Origin of the sequence: Comamonas piscis (assembly GCF_014109725.1) — a bacterium.
GTDB lineage: Bacteria > Pseudomonadota > Gammaproteobacteria > Burkholderiales > Burkholderiaceae_C > Comamonas > Comamonas piscis.
Genome location: NZ_CP058554.1, coordinates 55,433 through 74,602 on the forward strand (window position 1 = coordinate 55,433; position 19,170 = coordinate 74,602).

18 protein-coding genes are annotated in these 19,170 nt (G+C 63.6%); 8 read left to right on the plus strand and 10 right to left on the minus strand.

Annotated features, from left to right (window positions below; genetic code table 11):
- Positions 1-451: 451 nt before the first annotated feature.
- Both HS961_RS00250 and HS961_RS00255 read right to left on the minus strand, forming a co-directional pair.
- Complete coding sequence (locus HS961_RS00250) at positions 452-2,536, minus strand: ligand-gated channel protein (protein ID WP_182325838.1); 2,085 nt, start codon at positions 2,534-2,536, stop codon at positions 452-454.
- Between the two features lie 344 nt (positions 2,537-2,880).
- A complete protein-coding gene (locus HS961_RS00255) occupies positions 2,881-4,206 on the minus strand; it encodes a DUF445 domain-containing protein (protein ID WP_182325839.1) in 1,326 nt (441 codons plus the stop codon).
- Between the two features lie 139 nt (positions 4,207-4,345).
- On the opposite strand from HS961_RS00255, the gene HS961_RS00260 reads away from it, so the two are divergent.
- Positions 4,346-4,597 (plus strand): DUF3297 family protein, encoded by a 252-nt coding sequence (locus tag HS961_RS00260; RefSeq protein ID WP_182325840.1) that lies wholly within the window; start codon positions 4,346-4,348, stop codon positions 4,595-4,597.
- A 145-nt stretch (positions 4,598-4,742) separates the two neighbouring features.
- On the opposite strand, the gene hmpA is transcribed toward HS961_RS00260, so the two are convergent.
- Complete coding sequence (hmpA, locus tag HS961_RS00265; protein ID WP_182325841.1) at positions 4,743-5,918, minus strand: NO-inducible flavohemoprotein; 1,176 nt, start codon at positions 5,916-5,918, stop codon at positions 4,743-4,745.
- Positions 5,919-6,059: 141 nt separating this feature from the next.
- On the opposite strand from hmpA, the gene norR reads away from it, so the two are divergent.
- Both norR and HS961_RS00275 read left to right on the plus strand, forming a co-directional pair.
- On the plus strand, positions 6,060-7,670 hold the full coding sequence (norR, locus tag HS961_RS00270; RefSeq protein ID WP_182325842.1) for a nitric oxide reductase transcriptional regulator NorR: 1,611 nt from the start codon (positions 6,060-6,062) through the stop codon (positions 7,668-7,670).
- Positions 7,671-7,697: 27 nt separating this feature from the next.
- A complete protein-coding gene (locus HS961_RS00275) occupies positions 7,698-8,297 on the plus strand; it encodes a zinc-ribbon domain containing protein (RefSeq protein WP_182325843.1) in 600 nt (199 codons plus the stop codon).
- A 60-nt stretch (positions 8,298-8,357) separates the two neighbouring features.
- Here the strand turns inward: HS961_RS00275 and HS961_RS00280 are convergent, their stop codons facing one another.
- From HS961_RS00280 to HS961_RS00290, 3 genes are all read right to left on the minus strand, one after another.
- Positions 8,358-8,774 (minus strand): FKBP-type peptidyl-prolyl cis-trans isomerase, encoded by a 417-nt coding sequence (locus HS961_RS00280; RefSeq protein WP_182325844.1) that lies wholly within the window; start codon positions 8,772-8,774, stop codon positions 8,358-8,360.
- An 80-nt stretch (positions 8,775-8,854) separates the two neighbouring features.
- Positions 8,855-9,991 carry a pyridoxal-phosphate-dependent aminotransferase family protein gene (locus HS961_RS00285; protein ID WP_182325845.1) on the minus strand — a complete coding sequence of 379 codons (1,137 nt, stop codon included), beginning with the start codon at positions 9,989-9,991 and terminating at the stop codon, positions 8,855-8,857.
- Between the two features lie 107 nt (positions 9,992-10,098).
- On the minus strand, positions 10,099-10,827 hold the full coding sequence (locus HS961_RS00290) for a YggS family pyridoxal phosphate-dependent enzyme (protein ID WP_182325846.1): 729 nt from the start codon (positions 10,825-10,827) through the stop codon (positions 10,099-10,101).
- An 83-nt stretch (positions 10,828-10,910) separates the two neighbouring features.
- On the opposite strand from HS961_RS00290, the gene HS961_RS00295 reads away from it, so the two are divergent.
- The 4 genes from HS961_RS00295 to HS961_RS00310 all read left to right on the plus strand — a co-directional run bounded on the left by HS961_RS00295 (position 10,911) and on the right by HS961_RS00310 (position 14,885).
- Positions 10,911-11,954 (plus strand): type IV pilus twitching motility protein PilT, encoded by a 1,044-nt coding sequence (locus HS961_RS00295; protein WP_182325847.1) that lies wholly within the window; start codon positions 10,911-10,913, stop codon positions 11,952-11,954.
- A 110-nt stretch (positions 11,955-12,064) separates the two neighbouring features.
- Positions 12,065-12,673 (plus strand): cyclic nucleotide-binding domain-containing protein, encoded by a 609-nt coding sequence (locus HS961_RS00300; protein ID WP_182325848.1) that lies wholly within the window; start codon positions 12,065-12,067, stop codon positions 12,671-12,673.
- Positions 12,674-12,745: 72 nt separating this feature from the next.
- Entirely contained in the window at positions 12,746-13,882 is a 1,137-nt protein-coding gene (locus tag HS961_RS00305) for a PilT/PilU family type 4a pilus ATPase (protein ID WP_182325849.1), read from the plus strand.
- Between the two features lie 76 nt (positions 13,883-13,958).
- Positions 13,959-14,885: an NAD(P)-dependent oxidoreductase gene (locus HS961_RS00310; protein WP_182325850.1), complete on the plus strand. Its 927-nt coding sequence runs from the start codon at positions 13,959-13,961 to the stop codon at positions 14,883-14,885.
- A gap of 63 nt (positions 14,886-14,948) precedes the next feature.
- On the opposite strand, the gene HS961_RS00315 is transcribed toward HS961_RS00310, so the two are convergent.
- The 3 genes from HS961_RS00315 to HS961_RS00325 all read right to left on the minus strand — a co-directional run bounded on the left by HS961_RS00315 (position 14,949) and on the right by HS961_RS00325 (position 16,838).
- On the minus strand, positions 14,949-15,758 hold the full coding sequence (locus HS961_RS00315) for a BON domain-containing protein (protein WP_182328046.1): 810 nt from the start codon (positions 15,756-15,758) through the stop codon (positions 14,949-14,951).
- Entirely contained in the window at positions 15,758-16,357 is a 600-nt protein-coding gene (locus HS961_RS00320) for an SIS domain-containing protein (protein WP_182325851.1), read from the minus strand. Before HS961_RS00320 ends, HS961_RS00315 begins: the two co-directional genes overlap by 1 nt.
- A gap of 97 nt (positions 16,358-16,454) precedes the next feature.
- Positions 16,455-16,838: a YraN family protein gene (locus tag HS961_RS00325; protein WP_182328049.1), complete on the minus strand. Its 384-nt coding sequence runs from the start codon at positions 16,836-16,838 to the stop codon at positions 16,455-16,457.
- Between the two features lie 53 nt (positions 16,839-16,891).
- Between HS961_RS00325 and rsmI the strand changes: the two genes are divergently transcribed.
- Positions 16,892-17,824 carry a 16S rRNA (cytidine(1402)-2'-O)-methyltransferase gene (rsmI, locus tag HS961_RS00330; RefSeq protein WP_182325852.1) on the plus strand — a complete coding sequence of 311 codons (933 nt, stop codon included), beginning with the start codon at positions 16,892-16,894 and terminating at the stop codon, positions 17,822-17,824.
- Between the two features lie 25 nt (positions 17,825-17,849).
- Here rsmI and HS961_RS00335 read toward each other — a convergent pair whose 3' ends face one another.
- The gene (locus HS961_RS00335) at positions 17,850-19,115 is read right to left on the minus strand and encodes an Hsp70 family protein (RefSeq protein WP_182325853.1); all 1,266 of its coding nucleotides are present in this window, start codon (positions 19,113-19,115) and stop codon (positions 17,850-17,852) included.
- Positions 19,116-19,170: the final 55 nt, after the last annotated feature.

Genomic DNA, 19,170 nt, shown 5'->3' on the forward strand with positions numbered 1-19,170 from the left:
AACGCAGAGACCGTGCTGGCGCACGACCTGCTGCCAATGTGGCAGAGGAAAACATGGAATTTCTCAGTAATGAGGTGGTCAACAGCCACGCCTGGGCACCCGCCGATGGCGGCCATCGACTGGTGCTGGCGGCGGGCCAGCGATGCTTCGCTTGTTGTGCGGGTCGGCGGCCACGGCGCTTGTCAGGGCACCGCCCGGTGGGGGCATGGCTGCCGCATTCAGCGATGGGCAGCAAGGGAAAACGCGAGACGTTTGTATGCGAATAATTCTCATTATAGAGTTTGATGAAGAATTGTTACGGTTTGCGAAGTTTCGCAACTGTAAAGTTATTACGGACGCAACTAACCCGCGCCCCTCTGCGCTGGCATGACAACCAAGCGGGGCGCGGGTTTGCGAGCGCTGGCACCCTCCGTTGGCGCCGGCGCCTGGCTATGGTTTAAAAGCTACAAACTTAGAAGCCGACCGTGACTTTGGCCCAGTAACGGCGGCCGTCATAGACCGCGTCGTAGGTGGCGGTATCGACCCGCTTGTCAAACAGGTTGTAGATGCCGGTGCTGAAGCGCACATCCTTGCTGTAGGCATAGTTCAGGCCCAGGTCCATGAAGGTGAAGGACGGCGTGCCCTTGGCCATCGAGGTGCGGCTCAGATAGTCCGAGCTTTTGCCTCGGAAGTTGAGACGGCTCCACACGCCCAGCTTGTCGGTGCTCTGCCAGTCCAGGGTGGCATTGAGCATGTGCTTGGGCATCTTGTTGAGCGGCTGACCGGCAAAGCTGCCACTCTTTTGCTCCGAGCGGGTGAAGGTGTAGTTGGTAGCCAGGCGCAGCGCTTCGCTGGCCTTCCAGGTGGCGGTGGCCTCCACGCCGCGCATGGTGGCCTTGTCCACATTGGTGCGGTCGCTGATGAACTTGTAGGGCGTGCCCAGCACGGTGCAGTTGCCGGTGACGATGGCGCGGCCGCCGCCCTCGGTGTCTTCACAGCTGCGCACTTCGGTGATCTTGTCCTTGAAGTTGGTGTTGAACAGGGTCAGGCTGCCGCTGAAATCGCGGCGGTTGTCCCAGATCACACCCAGCTCCTGGCTGGTGCTCTTTTCGGGCTTGAGGTCGGGGTTGCCCCGGATGATGGCCGGGTCACCTCCGCCGCCAGTGATCTGGCCCCAATCGGCCACCGCAGCGCGCAGGCTAGGCGATTTGAAGCCGGTCGAGATACCGCCCTTGACGCTCCATTCTGGCGTCGCATGCCAGACGCCGTACACCCGCGGCGTCCAGTCGGTGCCGTAGTTCTGGTCATGGTTCATGCGCAGGCCGGTGGTCAGCGCAATCGCATCGGTCACCCGCCATTCGTTCTCGGCAAACAGCGCCCACTGGTAGCGCTTGAGCGTGTTGATGGGGTTGTCCACCTTCATCTGGTTGCCGTTGTCCATCAGCTTCTCATGCTTGTAGCTCAGGCCCACGGTGGTCAGGTTGCGCTCGCCAATCGGCATCACCATCTGGCTGTTGAACTCAGTGTTCTTCAGCTGCATTTCGCGGCCGGGGTTGTCGATCTCTTCGTGCTGCAGGTAGGTGGTCGAGGTGCCAAAGCCCCAGCGTCCGGTGTGCGAGATGGCGAAGTGGTTGCGGGAGTAGTCCGAGAAGCTGGAGGCACGGCTCGCGCTCTTGCCGGCCGTTGCATAGCGGTCCTGCAGGGTGCGGCCCACTTCCAGCGCCAGGTCGTGGTCCTTGTTCGGGGTGAGGGTCAGCTTGGCCGTCCCCGAGCTGCTGTCCTGCTCGTTAAAGCCGCCGACAAACTTGTCCTCCAGGCGGCGCGATTTCTGGCCGTAGATCTGCAGGCCCAGCACATCGCTCTTGATCGGGCCGGCCAGGTAGAAGTTGCTCTGGTAGATATCGCCCGACGATGAGGATTCCTGCTGCGTGGTCTCGGCGCTCAAGGTACCCGTCCATTGCTTGGCCACCTTGCGCGTGATGATGTTGACCACACCACCCATCGCATCCGATCCGTAGAGCGAGGACATGGGGCCCCGCACCACCTCGATGCGTTCGATGGCGCTCAGGGGTGGCAGCCAGCCTTGCTCGATGCCGGCGCCATCGCTGTTGGGGCGGGTCTCGCGCGAGTTTTGCGGCTTGCCATCCACCAGGATCATCGTGTAGTTCGAGGCCATGCCCCGGATGCTGATATCGCTGGAGCTGCCGCCTCCGGTGATGACCACGCCGGGGACATCGCGCAGCGCATCGGTCACATCGCGGTAGGCCTTTTTCTCCAGCTCCTGGCGCGGAATCACGGTGATCGAGGCCGGCGCATCTTCCACCGCCTGCTCAAAGCCCGATGCCGTCACCACCACGGTCGACAAGGTCTTGTCCGCGTCCACGTTCGCCTGGGCCTGCGCCATGGCTGGGCCGCTCAGCATGGCTGCGGCCACCAGCGCGGTGGCGCGCCATGCATGGGGCACGGCACTGCGGGGCGACGGGCCTGCATGCAGCAGCGAGGTTGGGCGGGCAGCGCGGGCTGCAGCAAAAGCTGCAGAAAGCGGGCGGGCGGTCATGGAAAAAGCTCCGGTTCATCAACAAGGTTGGCGCATGGCTGCGCCGCCAGAGCGCTCGTGGCATTCAGGCAAAGCGCAGGCCCAGGGCCGGCGTTTATTCGCGGGGTTTGGCGGTGTCAGTCACGGCGGGGCAGGCAGCAAGTGCTTGCGGCTGGGCCGTCCTGGCGTGCATGCCGGGCTGTGCGGCATGGAGATGGCAGAGGCGCCATCTGGCTGGGCAACGAAAAATAGTCGAGGGACAATCAACAAATGCGAATGCTTCTTATTATATCCAACGATAAAGAAGTGTTGACTAATGTGAAGCTGCGATGAAGCACTTTGGTACCCAGCTGTCGCTGTTATGCCTACACCGTGCCAGCACCCAAATGGTTCAGCAGCCAGCCCAGCCAGAACAGCACAAAGCCGATCAAACCGCCCACCAAGGTGCCATTGATGCGGATGTACTGCAGGTCGCGGCCAATGTTCCACTCGATCAGCTCGCCCAGCTCACGCGCGTCCCAGCGCTTGACGGTATCGGCAATATGGGTGCCGAAGAACTGCGAGATCTCGGGCGCCAGCTCCTGCACCCAGAGCTCCATGCGGGTGTTCAGCGCGCTGCGCAAGGCCGGGTCACCCGCCAGCGATTTGCCCAGCCACAGGCCCATGCCGCGCACATTGCGCGACATGGCCGAATGCTCGTTGGCCAGGTCGGCCTGCAGGCTGGCACGCAGGCTTTGCCACAGCTCCTGCACATACGTGCCCACGGCAGGGTCGTGCTGCAGGTAGCGGCGCACTTCCTCGCCCTTGGCATGCCAGGCGGGGTCCTGGGCCAGGCGCTCTACCCATTCCTGCATGGTCTGGTCAAACTTGGCGCGCAGCACATGGCTGGGGTTGTCGGCAATCGCATCGAGCAGGTGCTCCAGGCTGCTGGCGATCATCGCCGAGCCCTTGTCACTGAGCCAACCGGTGGGCAGCATTTTTTCCTTCATCGGGTGCTCGGTCTTGAGCCAATGCGCAATGGTCTGCGCGATCAGGGTCCGCGTCTCGGCCTCGTGCAGCAGCTCGACCAGCTTGTCCAGCGCCTGCGCCAACAGCACCTGGTGGCGGCCATTGTGGGTCAACACCGTCAGCAGCTTGGACAGCGACTGCGACAGGTCCAGCTGGCCCAGCAAAGTGCGCAGCGCCAGCTTGATAAAGCGCTCCACCTGCGCATCCTGCACGGTGGCCAGCGCGGCGGCGGCCAGGCGCGCCACCTGGTGGCCCAGCAGCTCGGCATTGGCGGGGGACTTGAGCCACTGCGCCAGTTTATCGGCCGGCTGGTGCGTGCGCACCAGCTGCACCAGCGAGTCGCCATCGAGAAAACGCTCGCGCACAAACACGGCCAGGTTCTCGCCAATGCGGTCCTTGTTGCGCGGGATGATGGCCGTGTGCCGGGAGATCCACGGTATTGGAATGTGCTTGAACAGCGCCGCCACCGCAAACCAGTCGGCCAGCGCGCCGACCATGCCCGCCTCGGTCATCGCGCGCAGGCAGCGCAGCGCCAGCTGCCAGTGCGGCGACTGCGCAAAAGGCTGGCCCAGGCACCAGCTGGTCAGGACGAACAGCAGGCCCACGGCCAGCAATAGCAGCAGGGGCGTGCGCTTGGCGCGGCGCAGCAGTTGTTGCTGCTCATGTGTCAGTAGCAAAGGCATACGGGCCACTGTAGCGGCAAGGAGCAGCGCTTGCCAAGTCAGCCAACAGCGCGGTTGCCCATTCCTGGGCACAGTGCCCGCAAAGTGTGGACAATGTCGGCCTGTGCGGCCGATGGCCGCGTTCTCTTCTGCACCAACCATGACCGATACCACTGCCCGCCCCGAACTGCCCGACCACCTGTCCATCGACCCCAAGAGCCCACACTTTGTGCGCGAGGTTTTTGACCACGATATCGGCATCCGCTTCAACGGCACCGAGCGCGTGGATGTCGAGGAATACTGCGTGAGCGAAGGCTGGGTGAAAGTGCCCGCCGGCAAGACCGTGGACCGCAAGGGCAAGCCGCTGCTGATCAAGATCAAGGGCACGGTCGAGGCCTATTACAAGGACTGAGTCCTGACCTGATGGGCCTCGCAGGGCTGCCCCCGCTGCAGTCCGGTGAACCCAAAAAAGCCGACCCACCCTTGCCAATGCTGGCAGGGTGGGTCGGCTTTTTGCATGGCGCATTCAAGGCCGCGCGTGCTTCAGGGGTTCGCGATCAGGCCAGCGCCTCGGCCGGGCCAAAGAACTCGTAGCGCACCTGGGCATCGGGCACGCCCAGCTTGCGCAGCGAGGCCTTGACCGAGCGCATAAAGGGCTTGGGGCCCAGAAAGTACACATCGGCATCGCGCGAGGCCGGCAGCCACTGGCCCAGCAGGTCCTCGGTCAGATGGCCCTGGGCAGCGACCGCCTCACCATCGGCCACCTGGTCATACACATAGAGCGGCTGCAGCTGGCTGTGCGCCTGCGCCAGCGCATCGATCTGCGGGCGGAAGGCATGCACGGCGCTGTCCCGCGCGCAGTGGATAAAGGTGATGGGGCGGTCGGTCTGCAACGCGGCTTCGAGCATCGGCAAGGTGGGGGTGATGCCCACCCCGCCGCTGATCAGCACCAGCGGGCGCTGGCTGACCTGCAAGGTGAAATGGCCGGCGGGTGCAAACAGCTCCAGGGTGTCGCCCACTTGCAGGTCATGCAGGTAGTTGGAGACCTTGCCACCGGGCTCGCGCTTGACGCTAATGCGGTAGCTGCGGCCATTGCTCGGGGCCGACAGCGAGTAGTTGCGGCGCTGCTCGGTGCCATCGACGATGGCGCGCAGGCCGATGTACTGGCCCGGCTGGTGGGCGATCACCGCCTTGCCGTCCACCGGCTCCAGGTAGAAGGAACTGATCTCGGCGCTCTCGGCCACCTTCTGCACGAGCTTGAAATTACGCGCACCGCGCCAGCCGCCTTCGGCATGGGCAATGTCGTCATAGGCCTTGGCCTCGGCAGCGATCAGGATATCGGCCAGCTGGGTGTAGGCAGCTGCCCAGGCATCAATCACCGCATCGGTGGCAATCTCGGCGCCCAGCACCTCGCGGATCGCGCGCAGCAAACAAGTGCCCACGATCTGGTACTGGTCCGGCTGGACCTGCAGCGCCACATGCTTGTTGATGATCTGCGCGGGCAGGTCGCCCAGGTTCTCCAGCTTGTCGATGTGCTTGGCGTACATCAGCACGCTGTGGGCCAGTGCGCGGGGCTGGGCACCGCTTTGCTGGTGGGCCTGGTTGAACAACGGGCGCACCTCGGGGTACTCGCTCAGCATCATTTGGTAGAAATGCGTGGTCAGCGCCTCACCGCCGGTCTCCAGCAGGGGGACGGTGGCCTGGATGATCTGTTTTTGGCTATCGCTCAGCATCTAACTCTCCTTGCATGTGGTTGGTCTTAACAATGCATGCAACGTGCCAACACCGCGTTTGTGGAATATCAATACCTTGCACAATGCATGCAGTCATACTGACAACTGATTAATGCTGTGTTTTTGACACCTCGAGTCGTTTTGACATCCTCCAAAATCCTCAACGCCGTCATTCCGCTGGTGGCCGACCTGGCCCAGGAACTGCCCGAGCGCGAACGCCTGCGCCGCCTGCTCGCCGCCTTGCGCACCCTGCTGCCCGCCGATGCAGTGGCACTGCTGCGCCTCAACGGCGAATGGCTGGAGCCGGTGGCCATCGATGGCCTGGTGCCCGATACCCTGGGCCGGCGCTTCAAGGTGGCCGAGCACCCCCGCTTGGCCCAGCTGCTGGCGGCCGGTCAGGCGATGCGCTTTGCGCCCGACAGCCCCCTGCCCGACCCCTATGACGGCCTGATCACCACCCCGGGCGAGCTGCATGTGCATGACTGCATGGGCTGCGTGCTGCAGACCGGCGGCCTGGCCTGGGGCCTGTTGACCCTGGATGCGCTGGAGCCCAACCGCTTTGCCGATGACAATGCGCTCGAACTGCTGCAGGCCTTCAGCAACCTGGCCGCCGCCACGGTGGCCACGGCCGAGCGGGTGCAGCAGCTATCCCATGCCGCACGCAGTGCCACTGCGCCCTCGCCGCGCAACGCCAGTGCCGATCGCAGCCGCCAGATCCTCGGCACCAGCCCTGCGATCCGCCAATTGCAAAGCAGCATTGCGCTGGTCGCCGCCAGCGACCTCTGCGTGCTGATCACCGGCGAGACCGGCACCGGCAAGGAGCTGGTGGCCCAGGCGGTGCATGCGCAATCCCCGCGCGCAGCGCAACCGCTGGTCAGCATCAACTGCGCAGCCCTGCCCGACAACCTGGTTGAGAGCGAGCTGTTTGGCCATGTGCGCGGCGCCTTTACCGGCGCTTTGAGCGAGCGGCGTGGCAAGTTTGAACAGGCCCAGCACGGCACTTTGTTCCTTGACGAGGTGGGAGAGCTGTCGCTGTCGGTGCAGGCCAAGCTGCTGCGTGTGCTGCAAAGCGGCCAGCTGCAGCGCCTGGGCTCGGACCGCGAGCACCAGGTCGATGTGCGCGTGATTGCGGCCACCAACCGCGACCTGCCTGCCGAGGTGCAGGCCGGCCGCATGCGCGCCGATTTCTACCACCGCCTCTGCGTCTACCCCGTCGTCGTGCCACCGCTGCGGTTGCGGGACAGCGACACCCTGGTGCTCGCCGGCTGCTTTCTGGAAGAGAACCGGGCCCGCCTGCAACTGGGCGGCCTGCGCTTGGATGCCGCTGCCCAGGCCGCCCTGCTGCGCTACCCCTGGCCCGGCAATGTGCGCGAGCTGGAGCACTGCATCAGCCGCGCGGTGCTCAAAGCACTGAGCCGCACCCGGGGCCAGCGCAAGGACAGCGCCAAGCCCCGCATGCTGAGCATTGGCGAGGAAGATCTCTGGGACGGCGCAGCCGCCGCACCGCTGCCACCCGGCCATCAGGCAACGGGCCTAATCGCGACCCTGCCCACTGCCGAAGTGGCTGAAGGGCCAGCCGCCAGTGCCGATACCCCCGGCCTGCGCGCCCAAGTGGAGCGCTACGAGCGCCAACTGCTCAGTGCCAGCCTGGCCCGCCACCACGGCAACTGGGCCGCAGCCGCGCGCGAACTGCAACTGGACCGCGCCAATCTGCAGCGGCTGGCCAAGCGCCTGGGGGTTGAGCGACACTAAGCGGGACAGCATCCGCACAGGAGGCACATGAAAAAGAAAAAGCTCAGTCAGTCAGCCGACTATGTACCGCACCCGCGCTATGGGAGTGAACCGATACCATCGGATGTAAAAGGCGTATCAACAGAGACAATTTTGCGGAGCCATTGGTCCTATAGGTCCAGTGACATCTTTCCTGAGTCGGTGCTGATGGCTGATACCAGCAAGCAACATTTCAATGTTTTCCCGCGCGAGTGCTATGTCGACATGCGCAAAACTTGCCGCAACTGCCAACGCCCCTTCATCTTTTTTGCAGCCGAACAAAAACACTGGTTTGAGGTGCTGCAGTTTTACGTAGACGCGGACTGCGTGCATTGCCCTGAATGCCGTGTGCAACGCACCGCCGCCAAACGCGCGTTTCAACGTTATTCCTCTTTGATTCTGCTTGCCAATCCAACCCAAGACGAGCTGCAGCAATTGGTAGATGCAGCCGCTTTGCTACATGCGCAAGGCACGCTAAAGAGTCGTGAACGCTTGGGCCAGCTTAAAAATGCTGCGCTCCGGCTGATTCCAGATTACCCGGGCACCTTGGCCTTGGTCGAGGCGCTGCGAAACCAGGACGCGTTTCCTGCGACTGAGGAAGGCGACTAAACAAAATAGCCTCCGAGCCAGCAAGACGCGGAGGCTTTTCAGCTTGTGGAGCAGCAGGTTTTACTGGCCCTTGATGCCCAGCAGTTCCACTTCAAAGTTCAAGGTGGCATTGGGCGGGATCACACCGCCAGCGCCACGGGCGCCGTAGGCGATGGAGGCTGGGCAGGTCAGCTTGGCCTTGCCGCCCACCTTCATCAGCTGCACGCCTTCGGTCCAGCAGGGGATCACGCCTTGCAGCGGGAACTCGATCGGCTCACCGCGCTTGTAGGAGCTGTCAAACTCCTTGCCGCTGTCGGGGAAGGTGCCTTTGTAGTGCACCTTGACGGTGTCGGTCTTCTTGGGGCTGGCGCCAGTGCCATCCTTGATGCTTTCAAACACCAGGCCGCTCTGGGTCGTCACAGGCTTGCTCTGGGCCTGGGCGAAACCGGCGGTCAGGGCGATGGCAGCGAACAGGGCGCTGGCAGTCAATGCTTTCATTGCGAAATCCAATCCAATGTTGTCAAACCAAGCAGCATTCTGCACCGGGATTGCCAGCGCAGCGTGACTTCAAACAGTAATTAACCCTTGATACCTAAACCATCCAGCGCCTGGCGCAGATGGCCCACGGTGCGCTCCACGTTGTGCCATTTGTCGAGACCAAACAGGCCGATGCGGAAGGTTTTGAAGTCCGGACCCTCGTCGCACATCAGCGGCACGCCGGCAGCGGTCTGCAGGCCCACGCTGGCAAATTTCTTGCTGTTCTGGATTTCGGGGTCGGTGGTGAAGCTGACGACCACGCCAGGCGCCTGAAAGCCCGCAGCCGCCACGCTGGGGAAGCCACGTGACTGCAGCAGCGCACGCACTTCCTGGCCCAGCTGGGTCTGCTCTTCGCGCAGCTTGTCCAGGCCATAGGCCTCGGCCTCCTGCATCACCTCGCAGAGCTGCACCAGCGAATCGGTGGGCATGGTGGCGTGGTAGGCATGCTGGCCCTTTTCGTAGCCTTCGGCAATCTGCATCCACTTCTTCAAATCGCAGGAGAAGCTGCTGCTCTTGGTGTCCTCGATGGCCTTGCGGGCGCGCTCGGAGAACATCACCATTGCGCAGCAAGGCGGGCCGCTCCAGCCCTTTTGCGGCGCGGTGATCAGCACATCGACACCGGTCTTTTGCATGTCCACCCAGATGGCGCCGCTGGCCACGCAGTCGAGCACCATCAAGGCGCCCACCTCATGCGCGGCAGCGCTGATGGTCTGGATGTAGTCATCGGGCAGCACAATGCCGCTGGCCGTCTCGACATGCGGGGCAAACACCACCTGGGGCTTGTCCTTGCGGATGGCGGCTGCCACCTCTTCGGCCGGGCAAGGCGCCCAGGCATCCTGGGGGCCTGTGCCTTGCGGGCGGGCCTTGCAGATCACCGCGCTGCCGCCCAAGCCACCTTCTTCAAAAATCTGGGTCCAGCGGTAGCTGAACCAGCCATTGCGCACGATCAGCACCTTGGCCTGGTTGGCAAACTGGCGGGCCACTGCCTCCATGCCAAAGGTGCCACTGCCCGGCACGATCACCGCCGTGTGGGCGTGGTAGGTGGTCTTGAGGATGCGCAGTACTTCGCCCATCACACCGATAAAGCGGTGCGACATGTGGTTGAGCGCGCGGTCGGTGTAGACCACCGAAAACTCCAACAGGCCATCGGGGTCAACGTCGGGTAGCAATCCTGGCATGGGGGTCTCCTGTTTGTGGGAAGGGGTACACAGAGAAATTGGGGAGCCAGCTTAGCACGCAGCCACCGGCGTTGCTGCTGTCTGGCTGGCAGGTGGGTGGGAGCCGGTCAGTGGGCGCTGCCGTAGTCGCGCTGGCCAAAGATGCCGCTGCCCACGCGCACCATCGTCGAGCCGGCCTGCACGGCCGCCTGCAGATCGGCGGTCATGCCCAGCGAGATGGTGTCCCACTGCGCCAGCTGCGGCAGGCCCAGCGCGGCGATCTCGTCAAACACGGCCTTGACCCGCTGGTGCACGGCCAGCTGTGCGGCAAAGTCAGCCACCACGTCGGGGATGCTCATCACACCCCGCAACTGCAACTGGGGCAGCTGCGCCACTTGCTGCACCAGCGCTGCCACCTCATCTGGCGCAACGCCGGACTTGGTGCTGCCGCCATCGACATTGACTTGGATGCAGATCTGCAGCGGCGCCAGCTGGGCCGGCCGCTGGGCGGACAGGCGCTCTGCCGTCTTGAGCCGGTCCACCGTATGCACCCAGTCAAAGTGCTCGGCCACCAGGCGGGTCTTGTTGCTCTGGATCGGGCCGATGCAGTGCCAGACCAGGCCCTGGTCCTTCCAGGCGTCCTGCTCGGCAAAGTAGCGGATCTTCTCGACGGCTTCCTGGATGTAGTTTTCGCCAAAGGCGCGCTGACCGGCCTCGGCCGCCTCGGCAATGGCGTCCACCCCAAAGGTCTTGGAGACGGCCAGCAGCTGCACGCTGTTGTCAGGCCGACCACAGGCGCGGCAGGCCTGGTCTATTTGCAGGCGAACCTGCTGAATTTTTTCGGGAATCGTGCTCATAATGTAAAAATATGCACGGCCTTGGAACTGATTGACAACAAGGCCTTGCACGCAAAGCGTACCAAAACAACGAGGGAAATGCAGTGGATATCACCCAATTGCTGGCATTCAGTGTCAAAAACAAAGCGTCTGACTTGCACCTGTCTGCCGGCCTGCCGCCGATGATTCGGGTCCACGGCGATGTGCGCCGCATCAATGTCGATCCGCTGGACCACAAGCAGGTCCACGCCATGGTCTACGACATCATGAGTGACGCCCAGCGCAAGCAGTACGAAGAATTCCTCGAAGTCGACTTCTCGTTCGAGATCGAAGGCCTGGCCCGTTTCCGCGTCAATGCCTTCAACCAGAACCGGGGCTCGGGCGCCGTGTTCCGGACCATTCCGAGCAAGATCCTGACCCTGGAGCAGCTCAACGCGCCCAAGATTCTGGCAGAGCTGTCGCTCAAGCCGCGTGGCATGGTGCTGGTGACGGGCCCTACCGGCTCGGGCAAATCCACCACCTTGGCCGCCATGGTCAATTACCTGAACGAAAACGAGTACGGCCATATTCTGACGGTGGAAGATCCGATCGAATTCGTGCATGAATCGAAAAAGTGCCTGATCAACCAGCGCGAAGTTGGCCCGCAAACGCTGTCGTTCAACGCCGCGCTGCGCTCGGCACTGCGTGAAGACCCGGACGCGATTCTGGTGGGTGAAATGCGCGACCTGGAAACCATCCGCCTGGCGATGACCGCTGCAGAAACCGGCCACTTGGTGTTTGGCACCCTGCACACCTCCAGCGCCGCCAAGACGGTGGACCGGATCATCGACGTGTTCCCCGCCGATGAAAAGGAAATGGTCCGTGCCATGTTGTCAGAATCGCTGCAGGCCGTGATCTCCCAGACGCTATGCAAGACCAAGGACGGCCAGGGCCGGGTCGCCGCCCACGAGATCATGCTCGGCACTCCGGCCATCCGCAATCTGATCCGCGAGGCCAAGGTGGCACAGATGTATTCGACCATCCAGACCAGCAGCAATATGGGCATGCAGACCCTGGACCAGAACCTGACCGACCTGGTGCGCCGCAATGTGATCAGCCCGGCCGAGGCGCGCAGCAAGGCCAAGACGCCGGAGAACTTCCCGGGCTAAGGGCTTATTCATTCGTCAACTGACAAACGGTTGCACGAAGGGCACCAGCGGTCATTGCCAGTACTGCTGGTGCCCTTTATGCTTTGCGGGATCAAAGGAGACCATGGGCCATGAACCGCTTGCATTCCGCATCCCCGGCAGACGATGCCGCCGAGGCAGACACCGGCTTCTTCCTCCATGGCTTTCAGCAGGCCAGCACGTCTGAGGCCCCCTATGTACTGTGGAGCCAGCGCCGCAAGGCCATCCACGCCCAGCTTCTCGCGCCGGCCGACCCTGCCACCGCGCTGCGCATGGTCTGGGCCCAGGATGCGGCGCTCTCCCTGCTCCAGTCCCCCTTTATCGACCAGATGGTGCAGTACCTGGAGTTCTACCAGGTGCCGGCCGATCAAACCCTGATCCAGCAAGGCGAGCTGGGTGACTACCTGCTGATTGTGCTCAGCGGCCAGGTGCGGGTGGATCGGCAACTGGCCAATGGCCAATCCGTGCATCTGGCCGATACCCACCCCGGCGAAGTGCTGGGCGAAATGTCGCTGTTTGACAGCAGTCCCCGTTTTTCTTCGTGCACCACGAGCACCGACTGTGCACTGGCTGTCCTGAAGGCCGATACACTGGACGCCATGATGGAGTTGGACGCGTCCACGGCCGCCTATTTGCTGGCCTTGTTCACGCGCAAACTCTCCACGCGGTTGCGGCAGACCAGCGCCCGGATTGAGCCCTGAGCCTCTCAGGGCGACCATTCCAGGGCGCTTCTGTTGCATCAGCAACAATAACGGTGCCCAGAGAGGATTGTCATGGAACGGGATCAGGCCAGTAAGTTCATCAACGACCTGTTGAAGCTGATGGTGCAGCGCAATGGCAGCGATTTGTTCATCACCGCAGACTTTCCACCGGCCATCAAGATCGATGGCAAGGTCACCAAGGTCTCCAGCCAACCGCTGTCGCCCACCCACTCCCTGACCCTGGCCCGCTCGATCATGAGCGACAAGCAGGTCGCCGAGTTCGAAAAAACCAAGGAATGCAATTTCGCGATCTCGCCCGCTGGTATCGGGCGTTTCCGCGTCAACGCCTTCATGCAGCAAGGCCATGTCGGCCTGGTGCTGCGGACCATCCCGCTGACCCTGCCCACCATTGACGGCCTGGGCGTGCCCCAGGTACTCAAGGACCTGGCGATGTCCAAGCGCGGGCTGTGCATCATGGTGGGGGCTACCGGTTCGGGCAAGTCCACCACCTTGGCGGCCATGGTTGATTGGCGCAACGAGAACTCCTACGGCCACATCATCACCATCGAGGACCCGGTGGAATTTGTCCACCCACACAAGAACTGCGTCGTGACCCAGCGCGAAGTGGGCCTGGACACCGACACCTGGGAAGCGGCACTGAAGAACACCTTGCGCCAGGCGCCCGACGTCATCCTGATGGGCGAAATCCGCGACCGCGAAACCATGGAACACGCAGTGGCCTTTGCCGAAACCGGCCACCTCTGCCTGGCCACCCTGCACGCCAACAGTGCCAACCAGGCGCTGGACCGGATCATCAACTTCTTCCCCGAAGAGCGCCGCGCACAGCTGCTGATGGACCTGTCGCTTAACCTGCGCGGCCTGGTGTCGCAGCGCCTGCTGAGCAAGCAGGACAGCAAGGGCCGGGTGGCGGCTGTTGAGGTGATGCTGAACTCGCCCCTGATCTCGGACCTGATCTTCAAGGGCGAGGTCAACGAGATCAAGGAGATCATGAAGAAGAGCCGCAACCTGGGCATGCAGACCTTTGACCAGGCGCTGTTTGACCTCTACGAGGCCAACCTGATCACCTACGAAGACGGGCTGCGCAACGCCGACTCCGTCAACGACCTGCGCCTGCAGATCAAGCTGGGCAGCCAGCGCGCCAAGCGCAGTGATCTGGCCGAGGGCACGGAGCACCTGACAATCGTTTAAGCTGTCAGCGTTTTGGGTTTTCAGCTACACGGCACCCAGGCCCGCCTTGGGTGCCGCTCTTTTTGGAGTCACCGCAATGGCATCGAGTATTCAAGCGCGCAGCTATGACAGCACCCCCTCCCTGAACCTCGCCTTTCTGGGCCTGGGCGTCATGGGCTACCCCATGGCCGGCCACCTGGCGCAGTCCGGCCACGCCGTCACCGTCTACAACCGCACCGCGCAAAAGGCACAAAACTGGTGCGACGAGTTTGCTGCCACCAAGGCAGCCCAACATGCGGCCACACCGCGCGAGGCCGTCGCCAACGCGGACATCGTGTTCTGCTGCGTCGGCAATGACGATGACCTGCGCTCGGTCGTGCTGGGTGCCGATGGCGCGCTGGCCGGCATGAAGCCCGGTGCCATCTTTGTCGACCACACCACCGCGTCGGCCGATGTGGCGCGCGAGCTGTATGCCGCCGCCCAGGCCAAGGGCCTGCACTTTATCGATGCGCCCGTCTCCGGCGGCCAGGCCGGAGCGGTCAACGGCCAGCTCACCGTCATGTGCGGCGGTGACGAGGCCGTGTTCAACACCGTCAAGCCGGTGGCTATGGCCTTCTCGCGCGCCTGCACCTTGCTGGGCAGCAGCGGCGCGGGCCAGCTGGCCAAGATGGTCAACCAGATCTGTATCGCCGGTGTCGTCCAAGGCCTGTCCGAAGCCATCGCCTTTGGCATGAACGCCGGCCTGGATATGCCCCAGGTGCTGGATGTCGTGAGCAAGGGCGCCGCCCAAAGCTGGCAAATGGAGAACCGGGGCAAGACCATGGTCGAGGGCAAGTTCGACTTCGGCTTTGCGGTGGACTGGATGCGCAAGGACCTGGGTCTGGTGCTGGACGAGGCCAAGCGCAATGGCTCGCGCCTGCCGCTGACTGCCCTGGTTGACCAGTTCTATGCCGATGTGCAGCAGTCGGGTGGCAAGCGCTGGGATACATCGAGCCTGATCACCCGCCTGAACAAGAAGGCCTGATCCAGCTGCTTGACCCGTAAAAAAGGCCGCTGACGCGGCCTTTTTGCTGAGCAGGTGTGCCCATCAGGGCTTGGTCGTAAAACCATCGTTGATCGGTTGCACCGGCGTGGTGTTGACCGGCGAGGTGGTCACACCGGAAGACACCGGCGCCGCAGCGGGTGCGGCGGCGGAAGGTGCTGGCACCACGGTCGCGGGCTGGGTGCTGATGGCCGCAGCGCTGCTGTCGTTGACGACGGGCGCGGCATTGCCGGTGCTGCGGTTGTTGCTGAGCGACTTGAGGTCGTCTTCGCTCAGGATCTCGAACACCCGCACCACTTTTTGCACATTGGCGACGCCCCGGGCGATTTCGGCGGCGCGCTTGGATTCGCGCTCGGTCACGCGGCCCATCAGGTAGACCACATTGCGCTCGGTCAGCACCTTGATGGCGCTGGAGCTGAGGTCCTTGGCATCGATGATGCTCGCGCGCACCTTGCCGGTGATGAGGGTATCGGTCGAGCGCTGCGACAGGCTGGAGTTGAACATCACGCCCACGTCGTTGACGACGGAGCGCACGTTCTGCGCGCTCTTGGCGGCCTCTTCCGCCTTTTGCTTGAAGGCCTCGTTCGGCGCCTCACCGGTCAGCAGCACCTGGCGGTTGTAGCTGGTGACATTGATATGCCCGTCGTTGCCGGCACGCTCACGGATGGCGCTGGCCACGCGCATTTCAATGCTTTCGTCTTCCACCTGGATACCGGCGGTGCGGCGGTCAATCGCCATCACCGTGCCGCCGACGGCAGCGCCGCCGATCACCAGCGGAATGCAACCCGAGACGGTCGCAGCGACCGTTCCAGCCGCCACCAGACACAAGGTCAATCGCTTCCAAGACACAGGCATCATTCCTCTTCTCCTAACAATTGGGTATCGATTCCGTCAATCAGGCAGTGCAGCACCAGCTGGTGCACTTCGCGCACGCGGGTGCTGCGGTCATGCGGCACTCGCATCAGTACATCGGTTTCGCTCAGGGCATTGGCCAGCAGGCCACCTGTGCGGCCGGTCAACACCACCGTCGACATGTCGCGCTCATGTGCCGCGTCCACCGCGCCCAGCAGCGCTCGGTCATGGCCATCGGCACTGATAACCAGCAATAGATCGCCGGGCTGGCCCAAAGTTCGCACCTGGCGTGCCAGAGTTTGCGCATGGCCTTCGGCGGTGAGGCTGCTGCCCAGTTGGGCCTGCGCCAGCGCACCGTTGTCGAGCACCATCGCGGCTAGCTCGGGGCGCTCGCGCTCCATGCCGCTGATGCACATGGCGGCAAACTGCGCCGCCTGCGCCCAGGACAGGCCATTGCCGCAGCACATCACCTTGTTGCCGCTGGTGACACAGGCGAGCAGCGCGTGGATCGCGCTGGCGACGCTTTCGCTCATCTCCTGTGACACCTGGTAGTGGAGATCGGCGCTATCGATAAAGTGCTGTTGGATGTGTTGCTCAAGCATGGAGGCCCGATGATAACCTTGGCAGGTTTCCCCCTCGGGTCGGGATGATGACTTTTCTCAGTCCCACCGTGCGTGTAAAGCCCAGCCATTGCGCACTTCATCCGCCCTCGGGCACATCAAAGGCCGCTTGCAGCCAGACGATCTCCTGCTCGACCAGCACCGCATCAAAACGGCAGGCGGGCTGATGGCGCAAGCTGGCCAGGTAGTGCCGGGCCGCCAAGATAATGCGGCCTTGTTTGCTGCTGCCAATGCTGCCGCCCGCGCCGCCAAAGCCGCTGTGCTGGCGCTGGCGCACCTCGACAAACACGACGGTGCCATCGCGCTCCTGCATCACCAAGTCGATCTCGCCACCGCCGCGCCCGGGGGTGCGGTAATTGCGCGCCAGCAGGCGCAGGCCTTGTTGTTGGAGATAATGGAGCGCGGCATCTTCTGCCCTCTGGCCCCGCAGCTTGCTGGTTTCCGCCCCCTCGCCGGGGACCATCGGCGACACGGCAGGCGCGCTCGGGCCACGCCATTTTTCAAGGATCTTCCACGGTGTCTGCATCTTTCACCTCCGCTTTGCAAGCAGCCCAGGCTGCGGCCGGCACCCAGCACTACCCTGCCTCCACTTTGTATGTGGTGGCCACGCCCATCGGCAATCTGGCCGATATCACCTTGCGCGCGCTGCATGTGCTGGAGCTGGTCGATGCCGTCGCCTGCGAGGACACCCGCCACACCCACAGCATGCTACGTGCCTACGGGGTTGGCAAGTCGGGTGGCCAGCTGATTGCGGTCCACCAACACAACGAGGCCGAGGCGGCAGAGCAAGTCATCAGCCGCCTGCAGCAAGGCCAGCGCATTGCCTATGTGAGCGATGCCGGCACCCCCGGCGTAAGCGACCCCGGCGCGCGCCTGGCTGCTGCCGTGGCCCGCGCGGGCCTGCGCGTCAGCCCCCTGCCCGGCGCCAGCAGCGTGACGGCGCTGGTCAGTGCCGCCGGTGCGGTGGGGGGCGAAGGCGCCAGCAACGGTTTTGCGTTTATTGGTTTTCTGCCCACCAAGGCGCAAGAGCGCCAGCAGGCGGTGGCGCAGCTGGCGCAAGACCCGCGCAGCTTGGTGCTATTGGAGGCACCCCACCGCATTGCCGACCTGGCCCAGGCACTGGCGGTGCTGCAAGATCGCCCCATCACTTTGGGCCGCGAGCTGACCAAGCAGTTTGAAGACATTGCCACCATGCCGGCCGCCGAGGTACCCGCCTGGCTGGCCGCTGACCCGCACCGCAGCAAGGGCGAGTTTGCGCTGCTGCTGCACCCGCAAGCGGTGCAAACCGATGGCCTGGCCGAGGCCCACCGCGTGCTGGCGCTGCTGCTGGCCGAGCTGCCAACCAAGACGGCCGTCAAGCTGGCCGCCGACATCAGCGGCGCGCCCCGCAATGCACTGTATGACACGGCTTTGGCCTGGAAGCGCGATGCCGAGCAAGGCGATGATTAAAGGCCGATAAACGCGCCCGAGGGCATCACAGTGCCTGGCCGTGCACCAGGCCTGCCGCCACCCCACCAAACAGATCGCCCTCGACCTGCGGGGTGTCCGGAAAAGCCAGCGCCAGCGCCGCGCGCAGCGGCTGCAAGGCCGAGGAACCGCCGGTCAGGTAGATCGCATCGATCTGCCCTTGCTGCAGACCAGCGGCCTGCACGCAATCGAGGGCGCATTGCGCCACCTGGGCCAGCAGGGCCTGCAGGCATTGCTGCAGGTCGGCCGGCAAGACCTCAGGGCTCAGGCTCTGCTCCAGCCAGTCCAGTTCCAGCTTTTGCGCGCTTTGGTGGTTGGACAGACCGATCTTGGTCTCCTCGACCGCATTGGCCAGGCGGTGGCCCCAGTGCTCTTGCAACAGGCGTACCAGCCGGTCGTGCAAGACCGTATCGCTGTAGCTGCTACGCAGCGCCTGCACCTCGCGCTGGCGCTGCGGGCTGTACAGCCACTGGATCAAATGCCAGGTCGAGAGATCGTGGAACACCGCGCTGGGCACCTCGCGCCCGCTGGGGCCCACATGCTGCAGGCCCAACAGCGGCATGGCGGCCAGCAGGCTCAGGCGCCGGTCAAAATCGGTGCCTCCAATGTGTACACCGGTGGTAGCCAGAATGTCGCTGCTGCGCTCAGGCTTGTTGCGGCGATCGGGCCCCAGGCGCACCACGGTGAAGTCCGAGGTACCGCCGCCAATGTCAACCACCAGCACCAGGGCCTCATTGACAATGCGCTGCTCGTAATCCAGGGCCGCTGCAATCGGTTCGAGCTGAAAGCGCACATCCTTGAAGCCGGCGGCCTGCGCCGCATGCTGCAAGGCGTTTTGTGCTGCCTGGTCGCGCCCGGCGTCCTCGTCAACAAAATGCACCGGCCGGCCCATCACCACGGTGGCGGGCAAATGGCCCATCTGGCGCTCGGCGGTGGCGGCCAGCTGCTGCACAAACAGCGCCACGATGTCCTGGTAGGCCATCAGCTTGCCATGCACCACCGTTTTCTCCTGCATCAGCGCGCTGCCCAGCAGGCTTTTGAGCGAGCGCATCAACCGGCCTTCGGTGCCTTCCAGGTAGCGCAAAACGGCATCACGCCCATAGTGGGTGCGGTGGTCTTCGGTGTTGAAGAACACGGCCGTTGGCATGGCCAGCGATGTGCCCTCGGCCTGCAGCAAGGTGGACGGGCCGGGCGCGGCCAAATCGGCCTTGAAGGCCATGGCCGAATTGGAGGTGCCGAAATCAATGCCCAGGATGGAAGATGCAGATGACATAAAGACCAGATCCGACGGGGGAATCGGACGAATAAAAAGCAAAGCGTGCTGGCCT